This is a genomic window from Hamadaea sp. NPDC050747 (genome assembly GCF_040654195.1).
Classification (GTDB): domain Bacteria; phylum Actinomycetota; class Actinomycetes; order Mycobacteriales; family Micromonosporaceae; genus Hamadaea.
Map to the genome: position 1 here is coordinate 35,335 of NZ_JBFAHM010000018.1, position 19,158 is coordinate 54,492.

Genomic DNA, 19,158 nt, shown 5'->3' on the forward strand with positions numbered 1-19,158 from the left:
CCGGCGACGGCTACACCGACCTCATCGGCCGCAAGACCGACGGCACCCTCTGGCTCTACCCCAACAACATCGAACGCGACAACGGCACCCCCTACACCACCGCCGACGCGTACCAAATCGGCAACGGCTGGGGCATCTTCAACCAGATCATCGGAGCCGACGTCACCGGCGACGGCTACACCGACCTCATCGGCCGCAAGACCGACGGCACCCTCTGGCTCTACCCCAACAACATCGAACGCGACAACGGCACCCCCTACAGCACCGGCGACGCCCGGCAGATCGGCAGCGGCTGGAACGGGTTCGACCGGCTGATCGGGGCCGACGTCACCGGCGACGGCTACACCGACCTCATCGGCCGCAAGACCGACGGCACCCTCTGGCTCTACTCCAACAACATCGTCCGCGACGACGGCGTCCCGTACAGCAGCGCCGCCTCCCGCCAGATCGGCACCGGCTGGGGCATCTTCGACGTGATCCTCTAGCAGACAGCAGGAGCGCGCCCGGTCTCCGCCGGACGCGCTCCTGTCGTGTGACCAGGCCGGTGGGAATTCTCAGCGTCCGGTGTGGTCCCGGAAACCGCGGCCGGTCTTGCGACCGAGGTAGCCCGCCGTGACCAAGTGCTCCAGGAGCGGCGCCGGCGAGAAGCCCGGCTCCCGCAGCTCCAGGTACAGCTCCCGCTGGATGGCCAGGGCGACGTCCAGCCCGACCACGTCGAGCAGCTCGAACGGGCCCATCGGGTAGCCGCAGCCCAGTTTCATCGCGTAGTCGATGTCGTCGGCGGTGGCGTACGACGCCTCCAGCATCTTGACGGCGTCGTTCAGGTACGGGAACAGCAGCGCGTTGACGATGAAGCCGGACCGGTCCTCGCAGCGTACGGCGTGCTTGCCGAGCTTGTCGCAGACGGCGAGCGCGGTCGCCTCGGTGGCCGACGACGTCCGGATGGTACGGACGACCTCCACGAGCTTCATCGCGGGAGCCGGGTTGAAGAAGTGCAGGCCCACCACGTCGGCCGGGCGCTGGGTCGCCATCGCGCACTCGACGACCGGGAGGCTGGAGGTCGTCGTGGCCAGGACGACGCCCGGCTTGCAGATCTCGTCGAGGCTGGCGAAGAGCGCCTTCTTGACGGTCAGCTCCTCGACGACCGCCTCGACCACCATGTCCACGTCGGACAGATGCTCCAGGTTGGTGGACCAGGTGACGCGGTTGAGGATGGCGTCGCGCTCCTCCTCCGTGAGCCGCCCTCGCACGACCGACTTGTTCAGGCTGACCTTGAGCGCCTCGCACAGCTTCGCCGACTTCTCGCCGCCCCGGGTCACGCTGGTGACCTCGAAACCGGCCTTCGCGAAGACCTCGATGATGCCGGTGGCCATGGTCCCGGAGCCGACCACGCCGACTGTCCCGACCGCGCGGGCGCCCGCGACCGACGTGCCCTCGGCCGGCGTCAGCTCGTCCGGCACCACGACCGGCGAACCGGCCTTCTCGTAGGTGTAGAAGCCCCGGCCGGACTTCCGGCCCAGCAGGCCCGCGGTCACCATCTGCTTGAGCAGGGGCGCGGGCGCGTGCCGCCGGTCCCGGCCGCCGCGTCGATACATCGTGTCGAGGATCTCGTACGCCGTGTCGAGGCCGATCAGGTCCATCAGCGCGAGCGGCCCCATCGGCAGCCCACAGCCGAGCCGCATCGCCGCGTCGATGTCCTCCCGGGTGGCGTACCGGGCCTCCACCATGGCGACGGCGTGGTTGAGGTAGCCGAACAGCAGGGCGTTGGCGATGAACCCGGCCCGGTCGGCGATGGTCACGTCGACCTTGCCGAGCCGGGCGCACAACGCCTCGACCTCGGTGACGACCTCGTCCGCGGTGACCACGGTCTTGATCACCTCGACCAGCTTCATCACCGGGGCCGGGTTGAAGAAGTGCACGCCGATGACTCGGTTGGGCCGGTGGGTGGCGACGGAGATCTCCGTGACGCTCAGCGAGCTGGTGTTCGTCGCGAGAATGGCCTCGGGCTTGCAGACCCGGTCCAGCTCGGCGAAGATCTTCTGCTTCAGGTCGAGGTGCTCGGGCACCGCCTCGATGACGAAGTCCACGTCGGCCAGGGCGCCCAGCCCGACCTGGAAGTCGACCCGGGCCAGCAGCGCGTCGCGGTCCTCCGGGGCGAGCTTGCCCTTGGCCACCGCGCGATCGGTCGAGCCGGTCAGGTTGGCCCGCCCCCGGTCGAGGGCGGCGTCGGAGATCTCGACCGCGACGACGGCCAGCCCGTTGCGGGCGAAGACCTCGACGATGCCGGCGCCCATCGTGCCCAGCCCGACCACGCCGACCGTGTTGATCCCCACCGTGACCTCCTCAACGAGCGTTCAGTGCCCTGAGTCTGCCACGGCCCGCCGGACGCCTGGAAGCGGCGTCAGGTGTGAGAAACATCGATCCTAGGCCGGCCTCAGGGCACCCGGGTGAACGTGATGCCCCGTCCGGAGGAGAGCACCGCCTCGTTGTGCGAGTACTGCAGGGCGACCGTGCCGGCGGCGTTCTCCACGCCGACCGTGGCCGTCAGACCGCGCTCCGCCGGGACGGCGGAGTTGATGTCCGCGTACGCCACGGTGATGGTCCCGGTCGAGTTCAGGACGACCTCGAAGGTGACCCGGGCCGACGCGTCCGAGAAGAGCCGCATGTTCCGCCATTCCACGACGTACTGGGTGGCGCTGCTCTTGATCAGAATCGACGACTGGGCGTCGGCCATCAGATCGTCCCAGAAGGGGTAGACGGCGTTATTCGGCGTGTTCGTGGCAGCCGGCGAGGGAATGCCGCCGTGGTTCCAGGACGAGCCCTGCGGCTGCGCCCCGAAGCTCAGCACGCCGTTGGTGTCTATCCACGCCGTCGTGTAGGTCGAGCCGTAGAACGGCATCGCGAACGGCAGCGCCACCGACTGGTACGCGTCGTCGCCGGTCAGCGTCAACGCCGTCGTCCCCGGGACGAAGGTGAACGCGTTCTCGGCGCAGGAGTAGCCGCCGGTGCCGGCCGACGCCGTCAAGGTGATGTCGGTCGTCGTGGTGGTCCCGGCGATGACCGCCACCGAACCGGTGCCGACCAGTCCGGCGCAGCGGCCTCCGGCGGCGGTCGCCTTCACCGCGTAGGAGCCGGGTGCGGCCACGATCTCGTAGCGGCCGTCGGCGTCCGTCGTCGCGGTGTACGCCGTGTTCGTCAAGGTCACGACGGCGTCGGCGACCGGGTTGTCGTTGTAGCGGACGAATCCGACGACGGTGCCGGTCGACGTCTGCGGCGGCGCGCCCGGCGGGTTGAAGGTGACCGTACGCCCGCTGACCAGCTTCGGGTTGTTCAGCGAGTACTGCAGCGCCACGGTGCCGGCCGCGTTCTCGATGCCGATCGTCGCCGTCGAGCCCTTCTCCACCGATGCCGCGCCGATGTCGGTGTAGGCGAGGGTGATCGTCCCGTTCTCCTGCAGGACGACCTTGAAGCTGACCCGGGCGTTGGTGTCGGAGTAGAACCGTACGTTCCGCCACTCCACTGTGAACTGCCGGTTGGGTGCCGTACCGCTCGTCGAGGTGTAGATGCCGGAGGACGAGTCGGCGATCAAATCATCCCAGAGCGGATAGATCGCCGTGTTCGGGGTATTCCAGGCGGCGGCCGACGGGATGGCGCCGTGGTTCCAGGACGCGCCCTGCGGCTGCGCCCCGAAGCTCAGCACGCCGTTGGTGTCGACCCACGCCGTCGTGTAGGTCGAGCCGTAGAACGGCATCGCGAACGGCAGCGCCACCGACTGGTACGCGTCGTCCCCGGACAACGGCAGCAGGGTGGACGCGCCGTTCCAGGCGGCCGTCCCTTCGCCGCAGGAGTAGCCGAAGCTGTCTGAGCAGGCGACCGGCACGCCGCTGTAGGTCGCCGTATAGGTGGCCGGCGTGCTGGGCGCCTCGATCACGTGCGTCTGGCCCTGGCCGTCCGACCAGCTGCCGAACGAGTAGCTGAGGGCGCCGTTGGTCTGCGGCGTCGGCGCGCTGACGGTGACCGTCGAGCCCTTGATCACCGTACGCGTGAACGGGGTGATCTGCGTCGTCGACCCGACGGTGAGGTTCAGCCCGGTCGGGGAGCTGGTGAACGTCAGGTCCACCGTCTGCGGGTCGAGCCGGCGGACCACCTTGTTGGTCAGGCCCTGACTGTCCGTGGCGGTGAGTTCCAGCTCCAAATAGGACGGATATTCGTGATCGGGCGCCGTGAACGACCCGCTGGCACCGGTGCCGGTCTGCAACGGATGCGTGTGGCAGCTGTCGATGGTGGCGCAGTGCTCCATCCGGAGCGCCCAGGTCAGAGAGGTGCCGGTGAGGGCGCCGTCCTGCGGATCGGTGCCGTGCCCGGAGAACGAGATCACCTGGCCGGTGACCCAGGTCGTCCCGGCGACCGGGGTGTCGATGACCGCGGTGGGTGCGTCGTTGCCGACTTGGATGGTGACGGTCGCCGAGTCCGCCGCGCCCAGGGTGTCGGTCACCGTCAGCTTCGCCGTGTAAGTGCCGTTGGCGGTGTAGGTGAACGACGGGGCGGCGGCGGTGGAGTCGGTGCTGCCGTTGTTGGTGAAGTCCCAGGCGTAGGTCAGCCGCCCCTGGTCGGCCGGGTCGTTGTCGGCCGAGTTCGCACCGTTGAAGGTCACCGTCAGCGGCGCCTTGCCGCTGGTCGCCGTGGCCTCGACGACCGCGGTCGGGGGCTGGTTGCCGGCGAAGTAGCGGATGCGCCGCACGGTGCCGGTGAGATCCACGTAGTACAGCTCACCGCCCGGCCCGACGGTCAGGTCGACCGCGCTGGAGGCGCCCTTGACGAACAGCTCGATGTTGTTGGTCGACGGCAGACCGCCGACGCTGCTCGGCTTCATGGCCCAGATGCAACCGCGGGAGTTGTCGGCGAAGAACAGCGCGCCGCCGTACGCCGCCGGGTAGCTGCCGCCGCTGGCCGGGTAGAAGGCCAGGCCCGAGATCGCGTCGCCGCCGGTGCCGCAGCCTTCGCCCGGCACGATGTCGGCGGTGTGGTTGTAGGTGTAGTACGGACCGACCGGGGTGGTCAACGCGGTGCAGATGGGCAGATTGGCGCTGGAGTACGCCGAGGGCGCCCCGCCTTCGTAACAGGGCCAGCCGAAGTTCGTCGTCGAGGCGGTCGGGTTGACCACCCGGTCGATCTCCTCCCACGTCGACCAGCCGACGTCGCCGATCCACAGTTCGCTCGTCCCCGGCCGGAAGGTGAACCGGTACGGGTTACGCAGACCGGTCGAGATGATCCGCCGGGTGTTGGGGTCGGCCGAGCCGAAGTTCGGGTTGCCCGAGGCGGCCGCGCCGGTGGCCGGGTCGAGCCGGAGAATCGAGCCGTTGAGCCCGGTCGGGTCGCCTGAGGTCATGATGTCCTGCGACCGCAGGGCACCGCCCTCCTTGGTCGGGTCGCCGCAGGGGTTGGGGCTGGCCGTGGGGAGCTGTCCGTAGTCCGTGGCGCTGAAGCTCGCGCCGTCGCCGGCCGAGACGTACAGCTTGCCGTCCGGCCCGAAGTGCAGGTCACCGATGGAGTGGCTGGGGTACTGCTGGCACCAGTCGTTGATCAGGATCTGCTCGGAGCCGGTCATCACGTTGCCGTTGGCCTGCAAGCGGGAGAGCCGGGCCGAGACCACGCAGTAGCCGCCGTTCGCGCCGTTCGTCGCGCCGGTGCAGAGGTCGTCCCAGGTCGTGCTGCTGCCGACCGCTTTGCCGTAGGTGTAGAGCACGTAGACGTAGGGGTTCGTGGGGAAGTCCGGCGGGAGGGCGAGGCCGAGCAGTCCCCGGTCCCATTGGCTGTGCACCGGGGCCGAGAGATTGGCGAAGACGGTCGGGGTGGTGTCGGAGAGGTCGTCGAAGACCTTGATGACGCCGGCCTTCTCCGCGACGAAGATGCGACCGTCCGGGGCGAACTCGATATTCGTCGGCTGAGTCAGCCCGCTGAAAACGATCTGCTCCTGGAAACCGGCGGGCAACGTCGCCGCCTCCGCGACGGACGGCCCACGCAGCGGCGCGAAAGCCGCCGCCACCAGCGCCGTCACCACGGCAGCGCGGATGAGCCGCCGGACACGCCACACTCGACCCTGCGTCAAGACACACCCCTCCCCTGTGGTGGGACACGCTAGGGACGCGGCGGGCCGATTCGGTCGGACAGTCCGCTAGCTGACAGTGGATCTGCCCGGTCGGTCACAGCGGCAGTCACCGATAGGTGCGTACCGCGTCGGCGACGACGTCCGCCGGGCCCGGACTGAGGGTGATCGTGTAGTGATTCGCGTTTGCGACTGTCGATGCCGCTATGCCCGGTAACCACCTTTCGGCGTACCCCTCGGGATAGAGCGGGGTGGGTCCCCCGAGCATGCCGCGTTCCGCGCGGAGGAAGACCGCCGGGACCGGCAACGCCGCGGACCGCGCGGAACTGGTGGCGTAGATGTCCTGGGCGTCGCGCACCGCGGCCGCGAGCTTGCACTTGGTGACCAGCCCGTCCGCGGTCTCCACCACGTCGTAGTCCGCGTAGGCGGTCATCGCCGCGTTCCAGTCGGTGAGCGCGGGGTGCCCTCGCCAGAGCGTGGTGACGGCGGCGCGGTCCGGGAACGTCTCGGTGAGGCGGGCGAAGGCCGTGCCCACCGTCTGCTCGATCGCCACCTTCAGGTCCGCCTCGGTGGCATCAGCTGGTACGCCGGGCGGCAGCGGCAACGGTGCGCCGCCGTCGACCAGGACGAGCCGGCTGACGAGGTCGGGATGACGGCGAGCGGTCGCCGCCGCGACGAAAGCGCCCATCGAATGCCCGACGACCACGGCCTGGCCCCCGTACGCCCGGATCACCGCGGCGATGTCGTCGGCGTGCCGATCGATCCCGTACGGGCCGGGCAGGTCCCGGCTGTCTCCGCGACCGCGCAGGTCGGCCGCGACGAACCGGTGCTCGGTCCCGAGCCGTTCCGCCACCAGCGCCCACGCCAGATGAGAGGAGGTGATGCCGTGCGCCGCGACGACGAGCGGGCCCTGTTCGCCCCAGATTCCGAGCGCCAGTTCGCCGCCCTCGACCGCCACCGTCGCCCGCCGGTACGCCACCATGCGCGGCATGCTGCCACACCGGCCGCGTGCTGACCATGGGCTGGAACCACACCGGTTTACGCTGACGCCATGCGTCATGTGGTGATCACTGGTACCAACCGCGGCCTCGGACAGGCTTTCCTCGACCACCTCGCGGCCGACCCGGGCACCCGGGTGCTGGCCCTGGCCAGGTCGTTCCCGGACGAGCAGCGCGACCACCCGCACATCACCACCCGAGCCTGCGACCTGGCCGACCCGGCGAGCCTGCCCGACGCCGCCGAACTCGCGAAGTTCTTCGTCGGCGCGACCGAAGCCGCCGTGGTGCACAACGCCGCCGTCATCGAGCCGATCGGCGAGGTCGGCGCGCTGGACCCGGAGGCGCTGATCCGGTCGGTCGCCGTCAACCTCACCGCGCCGATGCTGCTCACCAACTCCGCGGTGGCCGCCAGGCCGCACGGCGTACCGCTGCGGATCCTGTTCGTCTCCAGTGGTGCCGCGCACCACGTCATCAGCGGCTGGTCGGCGTACTCGGCGACCAAGCGCGGCGGCGAGGAGTTCTTCGCCCACGTGGCCGCCGAAGGACGCGACGACCTCGTGAGCGCGGTGAGCGTCAACCCGGGTGTCCTCGACACCGGCATGCAGGCCGAGATCCGGGCCGCCGACTTCGCCGAACGGCAGCGCTTCGTCGATCGCCATCAGCGTGGCGAACTGCGCCCGGCAGCCGTCGTCGCCGCGGAGATCCTGGCCGCCCACCTCCCCCACCCCTAGCCGTTGATCATGGAGTTAACCGTGGTCTCGACGGCGCGTCGAGGGGGCAAACTCCATGATCAACGCCGTCCTCCGGTCCGAGTGAGTATCTTTCGCGTTACCGGCGAGTAGGACTAGACTTCGCGCCGTGACGGCTACCAGTGAAGGCTCCGCACTCACGCAGGTCCCCGGCGCGAGCGGCATCGTCGACGGCCACCTCGTCTCGACGAGCCCCGCGACCGGCGAAGAGGTCGCGCGGCTCCCGGTCGCCTCGCCGGCCGACGTCGCGGCGGCGGTCGAGCGTGCCCGCGCGGCGAGCGCCTGGTGGGAGCAGCTCGGGTACGCCGAACGCAAACGCCGTCTCCTGCGTTTCCGCAGCCTGATGACCCAGCGGATCGGGGACTTGGCCGCGCTGATGGTCGCCGAGGGCGGCAAACCCCGGATCGACGCCACGATGGAGATCTTCGTGACGGTCGAGCACATCGCGTGGGCCGCCAAGCACGCCCGCAAGGTGCTCGGCCCGCGTCGCGTCGGCGGTTCGCTGCTGCAGCCGGAGTACTCGGGTCGCCTGGAATACCGGCCATATGGCGTGGTCGGCGTCATCGGCCCGTGGAACTACCCGCTGTTCACCCCGATGGGCTCGATCGCGTACGCCCTCGCAGCGGGTAACGCGGTCGTCTTCAAACCTAGCGAGTACACCCCGGCGGTCGGTCAGTGGTACGTGGACCTCTTCCGGGAGGTCGTCCCGGAGCAGCCGGTGCTGCAGATCGTGCACGGACTCGGCGACGTGGGCGCCGCCCTGTGCCGCTCCGGCGTCGACAAGCTGGCCTTCACCGGCTCCACCGCGACCGGGAAGAAGGTCATGGCGGCCTGCGCCGAGAGCCTCACCCCCGTCCTGGTGGAGTGCGGCGGCAAGGACGCCCTGCTGGTGGACGCCGACGCCGACGTACGCGCGGCCGCCGACGCGGCGTTGTGGGGCGCGATGACCAACGCCGGGCAGTCCTGCGTCGGCATCGAGCGCGTCTACGTGCATGAGAAGGTCTACGACGAGTTCTTGCGGGTGCTCGTGACCGACGCGGAGAAGCTCACCTACGGCGACGATCCGCAGCAGGACATCGGCCCGATCACCATGCCGGGGCAGCGCGAGACGATCCGGCGTCACATCGACGCCGCCCTCGCCGACGGCGGCCGGGCGCTGCTGGGCGGTCCCGACTCCGTACGCGGTCCGGTGGCGCGGCCGACGATCCTGGTCGACGTGCCGGAGTCGAACCCGGCGGTCTGCGAGGAGACGTTCGGCCCGACGATGACGATCGCGAAGGTCAAGTCGATGGACGAGGCGGTCGCCAAGGCCAACGCCGTCCCGTACGGACTAGGCGGTGCGGTCTTCTCGCGTCGGCGCGGGGTGGCCCTCGCCCGTCAGCTGCGGGCCGGCATGGTCGCGGTCAACTCCACCTTCGCCTTCGCGGTGCTGCCCGCCCTGCCGTTCGGCGGTGTGGGGCAGTCCGGGTTCGGCCGGATCCACGGCCAGGACGGCCTGCGGGAGTTCGCCCGCGCCTCGTCCATCGCCAAGCGCCGGATGCCCAGCGTCGTGCCGCTGCTCACCTACCGGCACACGGAGAAGAGCGTGGCGCTCGCGGAGAAGATCGTCCGGCTGATGCACGGCCGCTCTCGCTGAGCCATCCCGCCCGGCTTGTCCCGCTGGATCAGGGTTCCGGGTCGAATCTTGGGCCAAGATTCGACCGAGAACCCTGATCCAGCGCCCAAAACGGCCGACGCCCAAACGGCCGACGCTCAAACGGCCCGAGCGGACGCCACGAGCGCGGAGGCGACCTCAGAAGAGGGTCAGCTCGTCCTTGACGAAGCCCCGCAGCCGGTCGTAGTCCACGACCACGCAGCGGATCCCGCGGTCCTCGGCGAGCACCCGGGCCTGCGGCTTGATCTCCTGGGCCGCGAAGACCCCGGCGACCGGCGCGAGCAGCGGGTCGCGGTTCATCAGCTCGAGGTATCGGGTGAGCTGCTCGACTCCGTCGATCTCGCCCCGTCGCTTGATCTCGACGGCGACGTGCGCCCCGTCGCCGTCCCGGCAGAGCAGGTCGACCGGGCCGATCGCGGTCATGTGCTCCCGGCGGACGAGGGAGTAGCCGACGCCGAAGGTCTCCGGCTGGGCCGCGAGCAACTGCTGCAGGTGCGCCTCGACGCCGTCCTTCTGCAGGCCCGGGTCGATGCCAAGCTCGTGCGAGGTGTCGCTGAGGACCTCCTCCAGGGTGATCCGCAGCTCCTCGCCGCCCTTGTTGACCACTCGCCAGACGCCGTCGCCCTCTTCGAGCTTGCACGGCGGGCTCATCCAGTTCAGCGGCTTGTACGCGCGATCGTCGGCGTGGATGGAGACCGATCCGTCCGCCTTCACCATGATCAACCGAGTCGCGCTCGGGAGATGCGCCGCGAGGCGTCCGACATAGTCCACTGAACACCGAGCAATCACCAATCGCACGAAGCGAGCCTATCGTCTGTCCTGCGGGACTGGATTTCGCCTGGCATCCTGAGATCGTGCTTGAAGCGCTCACCGGGACAGGTCTGGCCGGGGCGGCCGGGCTCAACGCCTACATCCCGCTCCTGGCGATCGGTCTGCTCGACCGGTACACGAGCTTGATCACACTGCCGGACAGCTGGAAGTGGCTGAGCAACGGCTGGGTCCTGATCATCCTCGCGGTCCTGCTCGCGGTCGAGTTGGTGGCCGACAAGGTGCCGTTGGTCGATCACGCCAACGACGTGATCCAGACCGTCGTCCGGCCGACCGCCGGCGGTCTGGCGTTCACCGCCGGGTCGACGTCGGAGACGGTGACCGTCACCGATCCGGGAAGCTTCTTCGAGTCCAAGCAGTGGGTCCCGATGTTGATCGGCATCATCCTGGCCGGGACGGTGCACCTGACCAAGGCGGCCGCCCGGCCCGTGGTCAACACCCTCACGCTCGGCATCGGAACGCCGATCGTGTCCACCGCGGAGGACGCCACGAGCGCCACCCTCTCGGTCGTCGCCATCATCATTCCCGTCCTCGTGATCCTGTTCATCGGCTTGTTCGTCTGGCTCATGTGGTGGGTGATCACCCGGCGACGGCGGCGGGCCCGGGCACGGGCGATGGCGGGGGCGACGCAGTACACGCAGTAACCGCTGGTCACGGCGGGCGTTGATCACGATGTGCGTATCCGGTTTGCCGCTTTTGTGACGATTGCCCTGGCCGTCCTGGCCCTGCCCGAGGTGGCGTACGCCGCGGCCGACGGCAGCTACGCGGCCTGGTCCCGGTCCGGCAGCAGCGGAGCCTGGCAGGCCACCGGTACGCCGGCCGCCGGATTCCCGATCGCCACGGTGGAGTCGAACGCATCCACAGTGGCCGTCCCGTCCGGGGCGACCACCTTCCTCGGTCCGCAGACGCCGCCCGGCCAGGTGTACGGCAGCTCGCAGGGGCAGACCTACCTGAACATCAGCACCGCGGCCGGCTTCGACACGTCGACCACGACAATGACCTTCGACGCCGCGACGCCGGGGAAGAACTGGGCGTTCGTCATCGGCGACCTGGACGCCGACACCGTGACGATCTCGGGCACCGACGCCGACGGCGACCCGGTGTCCCCCGCCGATCTCGGGTTCCAGGGCACCTTCAACTACTGCGCGTACTCGCCGAAGCCGGGCGGGTGCACCGGGCCGGGTCCGTTCACCGACGTGCCGACCTGGTCGGCCGACACCGCCACGCTGGTCGGGAACACCCTCGACACGTTCGGCGCGGCTGCCTGGTTCCAGCCGACCACGGCGCTCAAGACCCTGACCTTCCGCTTCTCGCGGCTCGTCGGGGCGCCGATCTTCCAGCTCTGGCTCGCCGCCAAGGCGGTCCCGGTCGTCGTCCCGGTCAAGGGAGTCACCGGCGACTGCCCGGCGACGATCGAACTCGACAAGACCGACGGCAGCCCGATCCTGGACGCCGACGGCAAGCCGGTCACGGCGACGACCGGCGCGGACGGGGTCGCCACGTTCGACGCCGTGGCGGACGGCACCTACCAGCTGCACATGCAGAATCCGAAGTGCGGCAAGACGGTCAAGGACCCGTACTTCACGATCGTGGTGGACACGAGCAAGGGTCCGGTCCGGGTGCCCGCCAACACCTTCGTCGTCGACGTCCCCGAGCTGGCCGACACCGGTCTGCACACGTCACGGCTGCTCGCCGCCGGGGCGCTCATCCTGCTCTCGGGCGCGGCGCTGGTCCTGGCCGGGCGGCGGCGTACGCGCTGACGGCTCAGGCGAGTCCGTTGGCTCGCAGCAGCGCGCTGCCGACCGAGGTCACCTCGTAGTAGACCTCGCGGCCGTGCCGGGCGCGGCGAGCCAGCCCGGCGTCGTGGAGCGCCGTCAGATGCTGGGAGACCGCCCCCAAGGACAGCCCGGTACGCCGAGCCAGGCCGCTCGTCGTGGCCGGCCCGATCAGGAGTGTGAACACCTCGGCGCGGGCCGGTCCGAGCACCCGGCCGAGGGCGGCCCCACCGACGCCGGAGGCGGCCGACCACAGCGTCCCGACGGCGCGGACCGGATAGACGCCGGCCGGCTGCGACTCGTCGCGTACGGTGCACAGCAGCCGCCGGTCGGCGAAGACGCTGGGCATCAGCGGCAGGCCCCGCCCGGCGACGGTCAGCTGGAGATCCCACGGGTCCTCGCAGATGAGCCGATCGCCTTCCCAGCGTGTGTTCGGCGCCAAGGTCTCGAAGAGCAGCCGCAGGCCGCCTCGTGACAACTGCCGCGTCCGGTACGCGATGTCGCCGTCGAGCAGCGCCTGCATCCGGGGCCAGTGCGGGGCGATGGCGACGCGGTGCCAGGCCTCGATCGCCGTACCCAGGTCGGGCAGGGCTTCCTCGGGGTGATCCGCCGCCGTCCGGGCCGCCCGGGTGATCGGCGTCCAACCGGCGCAGGCCAGGATGTCGGCCCGCACGGTCTCCGGCGGCGTCGCGAGGACGACGGCCAGCTCGTCGCGGAAGTCGCCGTGACGGCCGGGCGGCGGTGGCGTGAGGAAGTCGGGCAGCCACGAACCGGGCCGGACGAACTCCGCCAAGTACGCCCAACGCGCCGCCGCGTCGGGGTCCACGGCCAGCGCCTCGCGTACGGCTCGGAACCAAGGGCTCAGGGCGGGAAACCGGCCCGGATCGGCGTACGCCCGGACGGAGAAGACCGTCTCCCAGAGCGGCGAGGTGCAGAAGCGGACGTCGGTCAGGTCGCCGACCTCGAACCGCACCTCACTCACAGCGACCACCTTTTAGTCTCGACGAAAAGGATATGCCCAGCGTAGTCGCTGGAGTTGGCTGGTCGGCATGCAGATCGTCCCCCCACCGGGCGTGGCCCGCGCCCTCACCGTCCGCTCGATCGTGTACGCCACCGGCTCCGGCGTCTTCCAGGCCGGCAGCGCCGTCTTCTTCACCCGGTTCCTCGGGCTCTCCGCGACGCAGGTCGGCATCGGGCTGTCCGTCGCCGGTGGACTGACCGTTCTCGGGTCGGTGCCGTTGGGCGCCCTCGTCGACCGGTTCGGCGCCCGGCGTACGTGGATCGTGGCGGGCGTGCTGGAGGCGCTGCTGTTCCTGGCGTACCCGCTGGCCGGGTCGTTCGCGGCGTTCCTGGGCGTCGCCTGTCTGCTGGCCGTGACCGATCTGCTCACCGGGACCGCCAAGCACGTCTACACCCTGCAGGCGTTGCCGCCCGAAGAGCGAGTACGCGCCCTGGCGTACCAGCGCAGCGCGCTCAACGTCGGGTTCACCGCCGGTGCCGCGCTGTCCGGGATCGCCCTCGCCGTCGGCACGCGGTCGGCGTACCTGACGCTCGTCCTGGCCAATGGCGTGGTCCTGATGGTCACCGCGATCCTGATCGCCCGCCTGCCGAGGGTGGCCACGACCGCGAGCGCGCCACGGACGTCGTTCTTCGCGGTGCTGGCGGACCGGCCGTTTCTCGCGGTGAGCGGCGTGAACGGGGTGCTGCAGGCGCACCAGACGCTGTTCGGCGTCGTGCTTCCCCTGTGGACGCTCAGCCGGACGGACGCCCCGCCGGTGGTGGTGCCGGCGTTGTTCATGGTGAACACCGTGCTCGCGGTGGTCTTCCAGGTACGCGCCAGCCGGGGCAGCGAGACTCCCGACGGTGCGGCGAAAGCGTTGCGCCGCAGCGGATTCAGCATCGCGATCGCGGCTCTCCTGCTCGGCGCGGCCGCCCTGACCGCCGGACCGCTCACCATCGCCGTCCTCGCCTTGGGGACCGTGATGCTCACAGTGGGCGAACTGACGCAGTCGGCCGGGGCCTGGGGCATCACCGCGAGCGTGCCCCCGGAGAACCGGCGCGGCGAATACACCGGCCTGTTCCGGCTCGGCGGGCAGGCGCAGCAGTCGCTCGCCCCGGCCGGGCTGACCGTCCTGGCGGTGAACACCGGCGGCTGGGGCTGGCTCGCCGTCGCGGCGTTGATGCTGGTCGCGGGGCATTACGCGCCCGCCGCCGTCCGATGGGTGCTCAGGACGCCCCGACTGGGAGCCGTGCCGGAAACCGACCCGGTACCAACCCTCGCCGCGGTTCGTTGAGCTTCGTGAATCGGCGTGTCGTCGTTCCGCAACGCCGGAGTCGCGCGGAATACTAACGGACAAATTGGTGTAAAACTGCACGTATCCACCCTCGGGAGGTGCCGTGGCGAGCGTCGCGGAGGTCAAGGCGGCCATTGACGCCGCCATGCTGCACGTGCAGGAGAGTCAGGACGCCGTCCGCGCGGCCAACGATCGGCTGGGCGAGGCCCAGCTGAGCCTGGCGGTGGCGGTCGAGGGCTCCGGCCACGACAACGTCACCGCCGCTCAGGCCGCCCTGGCCCAGGCCGCGAACGAACTCGAGGAATGCCTCACCGCCACACTGACCGCGGTCGACCAGGCCCAGACCTACGTTGCGGGGTTGTGATGAGTCTCGTTCAGGATCTCGGGGACCAGCTCCGGGTCGTCCGGGAGGATCTCCCGATCGTCGAGGTCAGCGCCGCCGCCGAACGGCTGCGGATGGCCGGCGGGCTGCTCGCCTGGGTCATGCACGCCACGGGCGACCCGCAGCGCGTACCGCAGTTGGGCGGGGCGGCCGACCGCCTCGAATCCGCCGCCGGCCTCATGCGGTCGGCACACGACGCGCTCGACGCGTACGCGCTGGCCCTCGGCCTAGCCGCGGACTCGGTGGGGACCACGCAGTCCTGGGGCGCGAGCGCTCCTGTGGTGCCCACGCAGGGCCGCTCGGCCGACGTGCCGTTGAGCGACTGGTGGGCCGAGCGGGTCCGGGTGCTGGCCGGTCGTGGGGCGCTCGACGACCTGGTCACCTCGGCCACCACCGACGACCCGGCGGAAACCAGCACCGAACTGCTGCGCCGCTGTGTGTCCGCGACGCTCGACGAACGCCCGGCCAAGCTGCACCGCGAGCTGGCCTCAGCCGGCCCGGCCGTGGGTCTCGGCCTCGCGGCGGTCGCGCCGCCGCTGCTCCGGCACCTCGCGGCCGAGCTGGTCGGTCACCCGCCGCGGCTAGAGGATTTGGCGAGGGTACGCCGAGCGGCCCTCGTCCACAGGGGACTGCTGCCGGAGCTGTCCCCGGAGGCGGCCGAGGAGATCGTCGCCCGGGTCTGCCACGCGACCCCGCAACGGCGGAGTGAAGGCTCGCCGACCCATCCGGTCGACACCGCGGCCGCCGCGGTACTGGTCACCGCCGGACTGCTGGCCGCCACCGGCCGGGGAGCGAGCGAACTCCACGCCGTCGTCGAGGAGGAACAGCGTCGCCGGGCCGCCGCCGCCGACTCGACCATGCGACGGGCCCTGCGCGTGGGCGACCCGTCGCGGCGCCGCAGCGCGGTCGACGCGCTCGCCGACGAGACGCCGGTCGGTGGTGCCTCCTGATTTCCCGCGGGGACCACTGGTCTCCGCAGTACGCCGGGACCTCGCCGCCGCGCGGGCAGCCGCCCGCTCGGCGCTGATCGCGGCCACCGTCGCGCACGCCGAGGCCCAGGCGCAACGGGACGCGGTAGCCGGGCGGAGCCCGGAGCGCCATCGAGCACTGGCAGCCGAACGGGACGCCCTCATCCAGGCGGCCGAGGAGAAGCTGCGCCGGGAGACGGCGACGGTGACCGAGGCGCTGTCGGCGCTCGCGGGCGCGGCGGCGCCGGGTGCGGCCGGGGAGACCTGGCCGGTCTGGACGGCCACACCGGGTTCGGCGCCGACCATGGACCGCGCCGGGCTGCTCCGCGTCGGAGTGATCGACCACGATCCGCCGCTGCCCGCGCTGCTGCCTCTGTTGGACACGGCCCATCTCGTGCTGGCCGGGCCGGAACCGTCCACGCTGGACGGAGTCATCGCCGGGCTGCTGCTGCGCATGCTCGGCTCGGTTCCGGCGGGCGGCGTACGCCTCTGGATCTACGACCCGGGGCACCTGGGCGGTGCGCTCGCCGGCTTCGCACCACTCGCCGCCGCCGAGCTGACCACCTACGTCGGACCCGGCGGGCTGTCGGCCACCCTCGACGACCTGGCCGCCCAGATCCAGCGCATCAACGAGACGGTCCTCGCCGGGGAGCACGCCAGCGTCGCCGCGGCGGCTCGCGTACTGGGGCGACGGCCGGAGCCCTGGCGGGTGCTGGTGCTGCTGGCCGACTCCACCGACTTGTCGAGTGCACAGCAGGCGCAGCTGGATCGGGTCGTCCGGGCCGGGGTCGCCGCCGGAGTACACGTGATCAGCCGTGGACTTCCGCTGCCCGTACGCGACGACGTCCAGACCGTCTCGGTCGTCGACGGGTGGGCCGCGCGTACCAGTCTGACCGGGGACCTGACCGTCCTGCTGGATCCGCCCCCACCGGCCGAACTCGTGACCGGCTTCGCCAAGGAGCTGGCGGCCGGGCCGCCGCCCGCCACGGTGGACGCGCTGCTCCCGGCGGAGATGTGGACCGAGTCGTCGGCCCGGCACCTGCGCGCGCCCATCGGCGAGGGCACCGAGGGCGACCTGGTCGAGCTGACCCTCGGCGACGACCCGCCGCACGCGCTGATCGGCGGCCCGTCCGGTTCCGGCAAGACGAACCTGCTCTACTGCTGGCTCGCCGGGCTCACGAGCCGCTACTCCCCCGAAGAGCTCGAACTCCATCTGCTCGACTTCAAGGAGGGCGTCTCGTTCGCGCGGTTCGCGCCCTCACCGCGGGATCCGAGCTGGCTTCCCCAGGTACGCCTCGTCGGCGTGAACATCAACTCCGACCGGGAGTTCGGCCTGGCCCTGCTGCGCCACCTGGCCGCCGAACTGAAGCGCCGGGCGGCGGCCGCCAAGAAGCACGAGGCGACCAAGCTCGCCGAGCTGCGCGCCGAGGACCCGGACGGCCACTGGCCCCGGATCGTGGCGATCATCGACGAATTCCAGGTCCTGCTCGGCGAACGGGACGCGGTCACCACCGAAGCCGTCGCGTTGCTGGAGGACCTCGCCCGGCGAGGCCGGTCCCAGGGCATCCACCTGGTGCTGGCCAGCCAGGACGTGACCGGCATCGAGGCGTTGTGGGGCCGGTCGGCGCTGGTCGCCCAGTTCACGCTGCGGATCGCGTTGCCCAAGGCGCGCCGCATCCTCGGCGAGACCAACCTCGCCGCCGAGCTGATCCCCCGGCATCACGCGGTCGTCAACGCCGACTCCGGCGCGGTCGGGGCCAACCAGATCGTCAAGCTGCCCGACGCCGGCGACCGTACGCGCTGGCAGGAGATCCAGACGCGGTTCTGGACGAGGACCGATGGGCTGCTCGACCCGCCGCGCCTGTTCGACGGCGAAGCGGTGCCCACCTTCCCGGTGCTCCCGAGTACGCCGCCCGACTTCGCCAAAGACGGTGCGGTCGCCCTGCTCGGGGAGACCATCGACGTCGCCCGGCGACCGGCGACGCTCCGGCTCACCCGCAGTCCCGGGCGCAACCTGGCCGTGCTCGGCACGCGTACGCCGGAAGCCTGCGCGATCCTCACGTCGGCCGGGCTGACCTTGGCCCGTCAGCACGAACCGGGGACGGCGGACTTCCTCGTCGCCTGCCTCGACCCCGACGCCGAACCGGCCGCCAAGGCGCTCGCCGTCGAACTGCCCGGCTGCGTGTGGCACGACGAGGACAGTCTGCTGCCGATGCTGACCCACCTGGCCCAGCTGGACACCGACCGGCCCCGGTATGTCTTCGCCTTCGCCCTCGACGCGGCGGCGCCGCAGCTCGCGGCGAAACGAGGGCCCGGCGAGCCGACCGGTCACGACCTGCTGCGCACAGTGCTGCACCGTGGCCCCGAGCGGCGTACGCATCTGCTGGGCTGGTGGCGGTCGGTGCCCCGGCTCCGCGACGACCTCGGCGGCATCGCCGCGCGCCTCGACTCCGTCGGCGCGTGGATCGCGTTGGACGTGCACGGTCAGGAACTGGCCCCGCTGTCGGCGCAGCCCGGTGGACCCGCCTGGTATCCCCGGCCACATCGAGGACTCTTCTTCGACCGGGCGACCCACCGCGCCCCGGAAATCCTCATCCCGTACGAGGTCACCCTGTGAGCGCCACCGAATACCGGTCGCTGGTGGCCGAACTCGTCGCCGCGACCCGCCGTCGCGACGTCGCCGTCGCCGCCGCCACTCAGTCCTATCTAGACGGTGTGGCCGTCGTCGAGCAGGATCTGACCGCCGCCGGCCGCATCCACCAAGCCTGCGCCGAAGTGGTGGCGAGCCGGGAAGCCGCCGTGGCCGACCTCGACGGTCAAGCCGACCGGATCTGGGCCGAACTGCTGGCGGGCCACCGTTGGCGGGCTCGACGGGCAGGCCCGCTGCCGGCCCCAGCTCTCGGGCCGGGCATCGGCGACCCGGCCGCCCTCGTCGCCTCGGCCGCCGCCCGAGTCGCCCGCGCCCGCCGCGGAGCCGAAGCACTCCCCCTGCCGCTGCTGCTGTCGCTCGCCGTCATCGGCGGTCTCGGTGCGGTGGCCGTCGGCCTCCTCGCCGGCGGCGTCTCCAGTACGCCCTGGCTCAGCTGGCCACTCTTCATGCTCACCCCGTTCGCCGGTATCCCGTTCGCCGCACGGTGGGTGGACTACTGGGCCGCCACTCGGCTTGACACCGGGGCCATCGGGCTCACCGTGCTCGGCGGGATGCTCGCCACCTGCTTGGTCGCGGTCTTCCGCTGACTTCGGCTGCGGCTCCGTTGTGGGTGCTGCCGAAAATCGCACCGAAGAGGAGGGGGTTGGCCGGGTTCGCGAGTCGATTTAGGCTGATTTCCATGATCATGGTCAATTCTGCGTTGCCATAGCGACATGGAATTGACCCTGATCATGGGCCGCCATGATCAGCGGAA

15 protein-coding genes are annotated in these 19,158 nt (G+C 70.9%); 10 read left to right on the forward strand and 5 right to left on the reverse strand.

Translation table 11 applies throughout. The annotated features are described in order from the left end of the window. Positions 1-485, forward strand: a 485-nt coding sequence (locus AB0H43_RS34640; RefSeq protein ID WP_360006532.1) for an FG-GAP-like repeat-containing protein, incomplete at its 5' end; no start/stop codon positions are given. Between the two features lie 69 nt (positions 486-554). Here the strand turns inward: AB0H43_RS34640 and AB0H43_RS34645 are convergent. The 3 genes from AB0H43_RS34645 to AB0H43_RS34655 form a co-directional block, all read right to left on the reverse strand. Further along, positions 555-2,333, reverse strand: coding sequence for a 3-hydroxybutyryl-CoA dehydrogenase (locus tag AB0H43_RS34645; protein ID WP_360006535.1), 1,779 nt, complete (start codon positions 2,331-2,333; stop codon positions 555-557). A 101-nt stretch (positions 2,334-2,434) separates the two neighbouring features. Next, on the reverse strand, positions 2,435-6,094 hold the full coding sequence (locus tag AB0H43_RS34650) for a PQQ-dependent sugar dehydrogenase (RefSeq protein ID WP_360006538.1): 3,660 nt from the start codon (positions 6,092-6,094) through the stop codon (positions 2,435-2,437). Positions 6,095-6,215: 121 nt separating this feature from the next. Further along, positions 6,216-7,088, reverse strand: a complete 873-nt coding sequence (locus AB0H43_RS34655; protein WP_360006541.1) for an alpha/beta hydrolase — start codon at positions 7,086-7,088, stop codon at positions 6,216-6,218. A gap of 69 nt (positions 7,089-7,157) precedes the next feature. Here AB0H43_RS34655 and AB0H43_RS34660 point away from each other — a divergent pair, with 69 nt between their 5' ends. Together AB0H43_RS34660 and AB0H43_RS34665 are read left to right on the forward strand one after the other, a co-directional pair. Then, positions 7,158-7,835, forward strand: coding sequence for an SDR family NAD(P)-dependent oxidoreductase (locus AB0H43_RS34660; protein ID WP_360006544.1), 678 nt, complete (start codon positions 7,158-7,160; stop codon positions 7,833-7,835). A 127-nt stretch (positions 7,836-7,962) separates the two neighbouring features. After that, a complete protein-coding gene (locus AB0H43_RS34665) occupies positions 7,963-9,489 on the forward strand; it encodes an aldehyde dehydrogenase family protein (RefSeq protein WP_360006547.1) in 1,527 nt (508 codons plus the stop codon). 156 nt (positions 9,490-9,645) lie between these two features. Here AB0H43_RS34665 and nucS read toward each other — a convergent pair whose 3' ends face one another. Continuing rightward, entirely contained in the window at positions 9,646-10,305 is a 660-nt protein-coding gene (gene nucS / locus AB0H43_RS34670) for an endonuclease NucS (RefSeq protein WP_360006549.1), read from the reverse strand. Positions 10,306-10,361: 56 nt separating this feature from the next. Here nucS and AB0H43_RS34675 point away from each other — a divergent pair, with 56 nt between their 5' ends. Further along, positions 10,362-10,979 (forward strand): DUF4126 domain-containing protein, encoded by a 618-nt coding sequence (locus AB0H43_RS34675; RefSeq protein WP_360006550.1) that lies wholly within the window; start codon positions 10,362-10,364, stop codon positions 10,977-10,979. Between the two features lie 54 nt (positions 10,980-11,033). Continuing rightward, the gene (locus tag AB0H43_RS34680; RefSeq protein ID WP_360006552.1) at positions 11,034-12,095 is read left to right on the forward strand and encodes a hypothetical protein; all 1,062 of its coding nucleotides are present in this window, start codon (positions 11,034-11,036) and stop codon (positions 12,093-12,095) included. A gap of 4 nt (positions 12,096-12,099) precedes the next feature. On the opposite strand, the gene AB0H43_RS34685 is transcribed toward AB0H43_RS34680, so the two are convergent. Then, on the reverse strand, positions 12,100-13,092 hold the full coding sequence (locus tag AB0H43_RS34685; RefSeq protein WP_360006554.1) for a helix-turn-helix domain-containing protein: 993 nt from the start codon (positions 13,090-13,092) through the stop codon (positions 12,100-12,102). Between the two features lie 67 nt (positions 13,093-13,159). On the opposite strand from AB0H43_RS34685, the gene AB0H43_RS34690 reads away from it, so the two are divergent. The 5 genes from AB0H43_RS34690 to AB0H43_RS34710 all read left to right on the forward strand — a co-directional run bounded on the left by AB0H43_RS34690 (position 13,160) and on the right by AB0H43_RS34710 (position 18,991). Continuing rightward, positions 13,160-14,404, forward strand: a complete 1,245-nt coding sequence (locus tag AB0H43_RS34690; protein ID WP_360006556.1) for an MFS transporter — start codon at positions 13,160-13,162, stop codon at positions 14,402-14,404. A gap of 103 nt (positions 14,405-14,507) precedes the next feature. Further along, positions 14,508-14,768: a hypothetical protein gene (locus AB0H43_RS34695; RefSeq protein WP_360006559.1), complete on the forward strand. Its 261-nt coding sequence runs from the start codon at positions 14,508-14,510 to the stop codon at positions 14,766-14,768. Then, positions 14,768-15,736, forward strand: coding sequence for a hypothetical protein (locus AB0H43_RS34700; RefSeq protein WP_360006562.1), 969 nt, complete (start codon positions 14,768-14,770; stop codon positions 15,734-15,736). Before AB0H43_RS34695 ends, AB0H43_RS34700 begins: the two co-directional genes overlap by 1 nt. Next, positions 15,723-18,371, forward strand: a complete 2,649-nt coding sequence (locus AB0H43_RS34705; RefSeq protein WP_360006565.1) for an FtsK/SpoIIIE domain-containing protein — start codon at positions 15,723-15,725, stop codon at positions 18,369-18,371. The genes AB0H43_RS34700 and AB0H43_RS34705 overlap by 14 nt, the downstream gene beginning before the upstream one ends. Beyond that, positions 18,368-18,991, forward strand: coding sequence for a hypothetical protein (locus tag AB0H43_RS34710; protein ID WP_360006568.1), 624 nt, complete (start codon positions 18,368-18,370; stop codon positions 18,989-18,991). The genes AB0H43_RS34705 and AB0H43_RS34710 overlap by 4 nt, the downstream gene beginning before the upstream one ends. Positions 18,992-19,158: the final 167 nt, after the last annotated feature.

Excerpts from the sequence above, each read along its gene's own strand:
- AB0H43_RS34655 (WP_360006541.1), bottom strand. The coding sequence starts at position 7,088 with ATGGTGGCGTACCGGCGGGCGACGGTGGCGGTCGAGGGCGGCGAACTG.
- AB0H43_RS34660 (WP_360006544.1), top strand. The coding sequence starts at position 7,158 with ATGCGTCATGTGGTGATCACTGGTACCAACCGCGGCCTCGGACAGGCT.
- AB0H43_RS34690 (WP_360006556.1), top strand. The coding sequence starts at position 13,160 with ATGCAGATCGTCCCCCCACCGGGCGTGGCCCGCGCCCTCACCGTCCGC.
- AB0H43_RS34700 (WP_360006562.1), top strand. The coding sequence starts at position 14,768 with ATGAGTCTCGTTCAGGATCTCGGGGACCAGCTCCGGGTCGTCCGGGAG.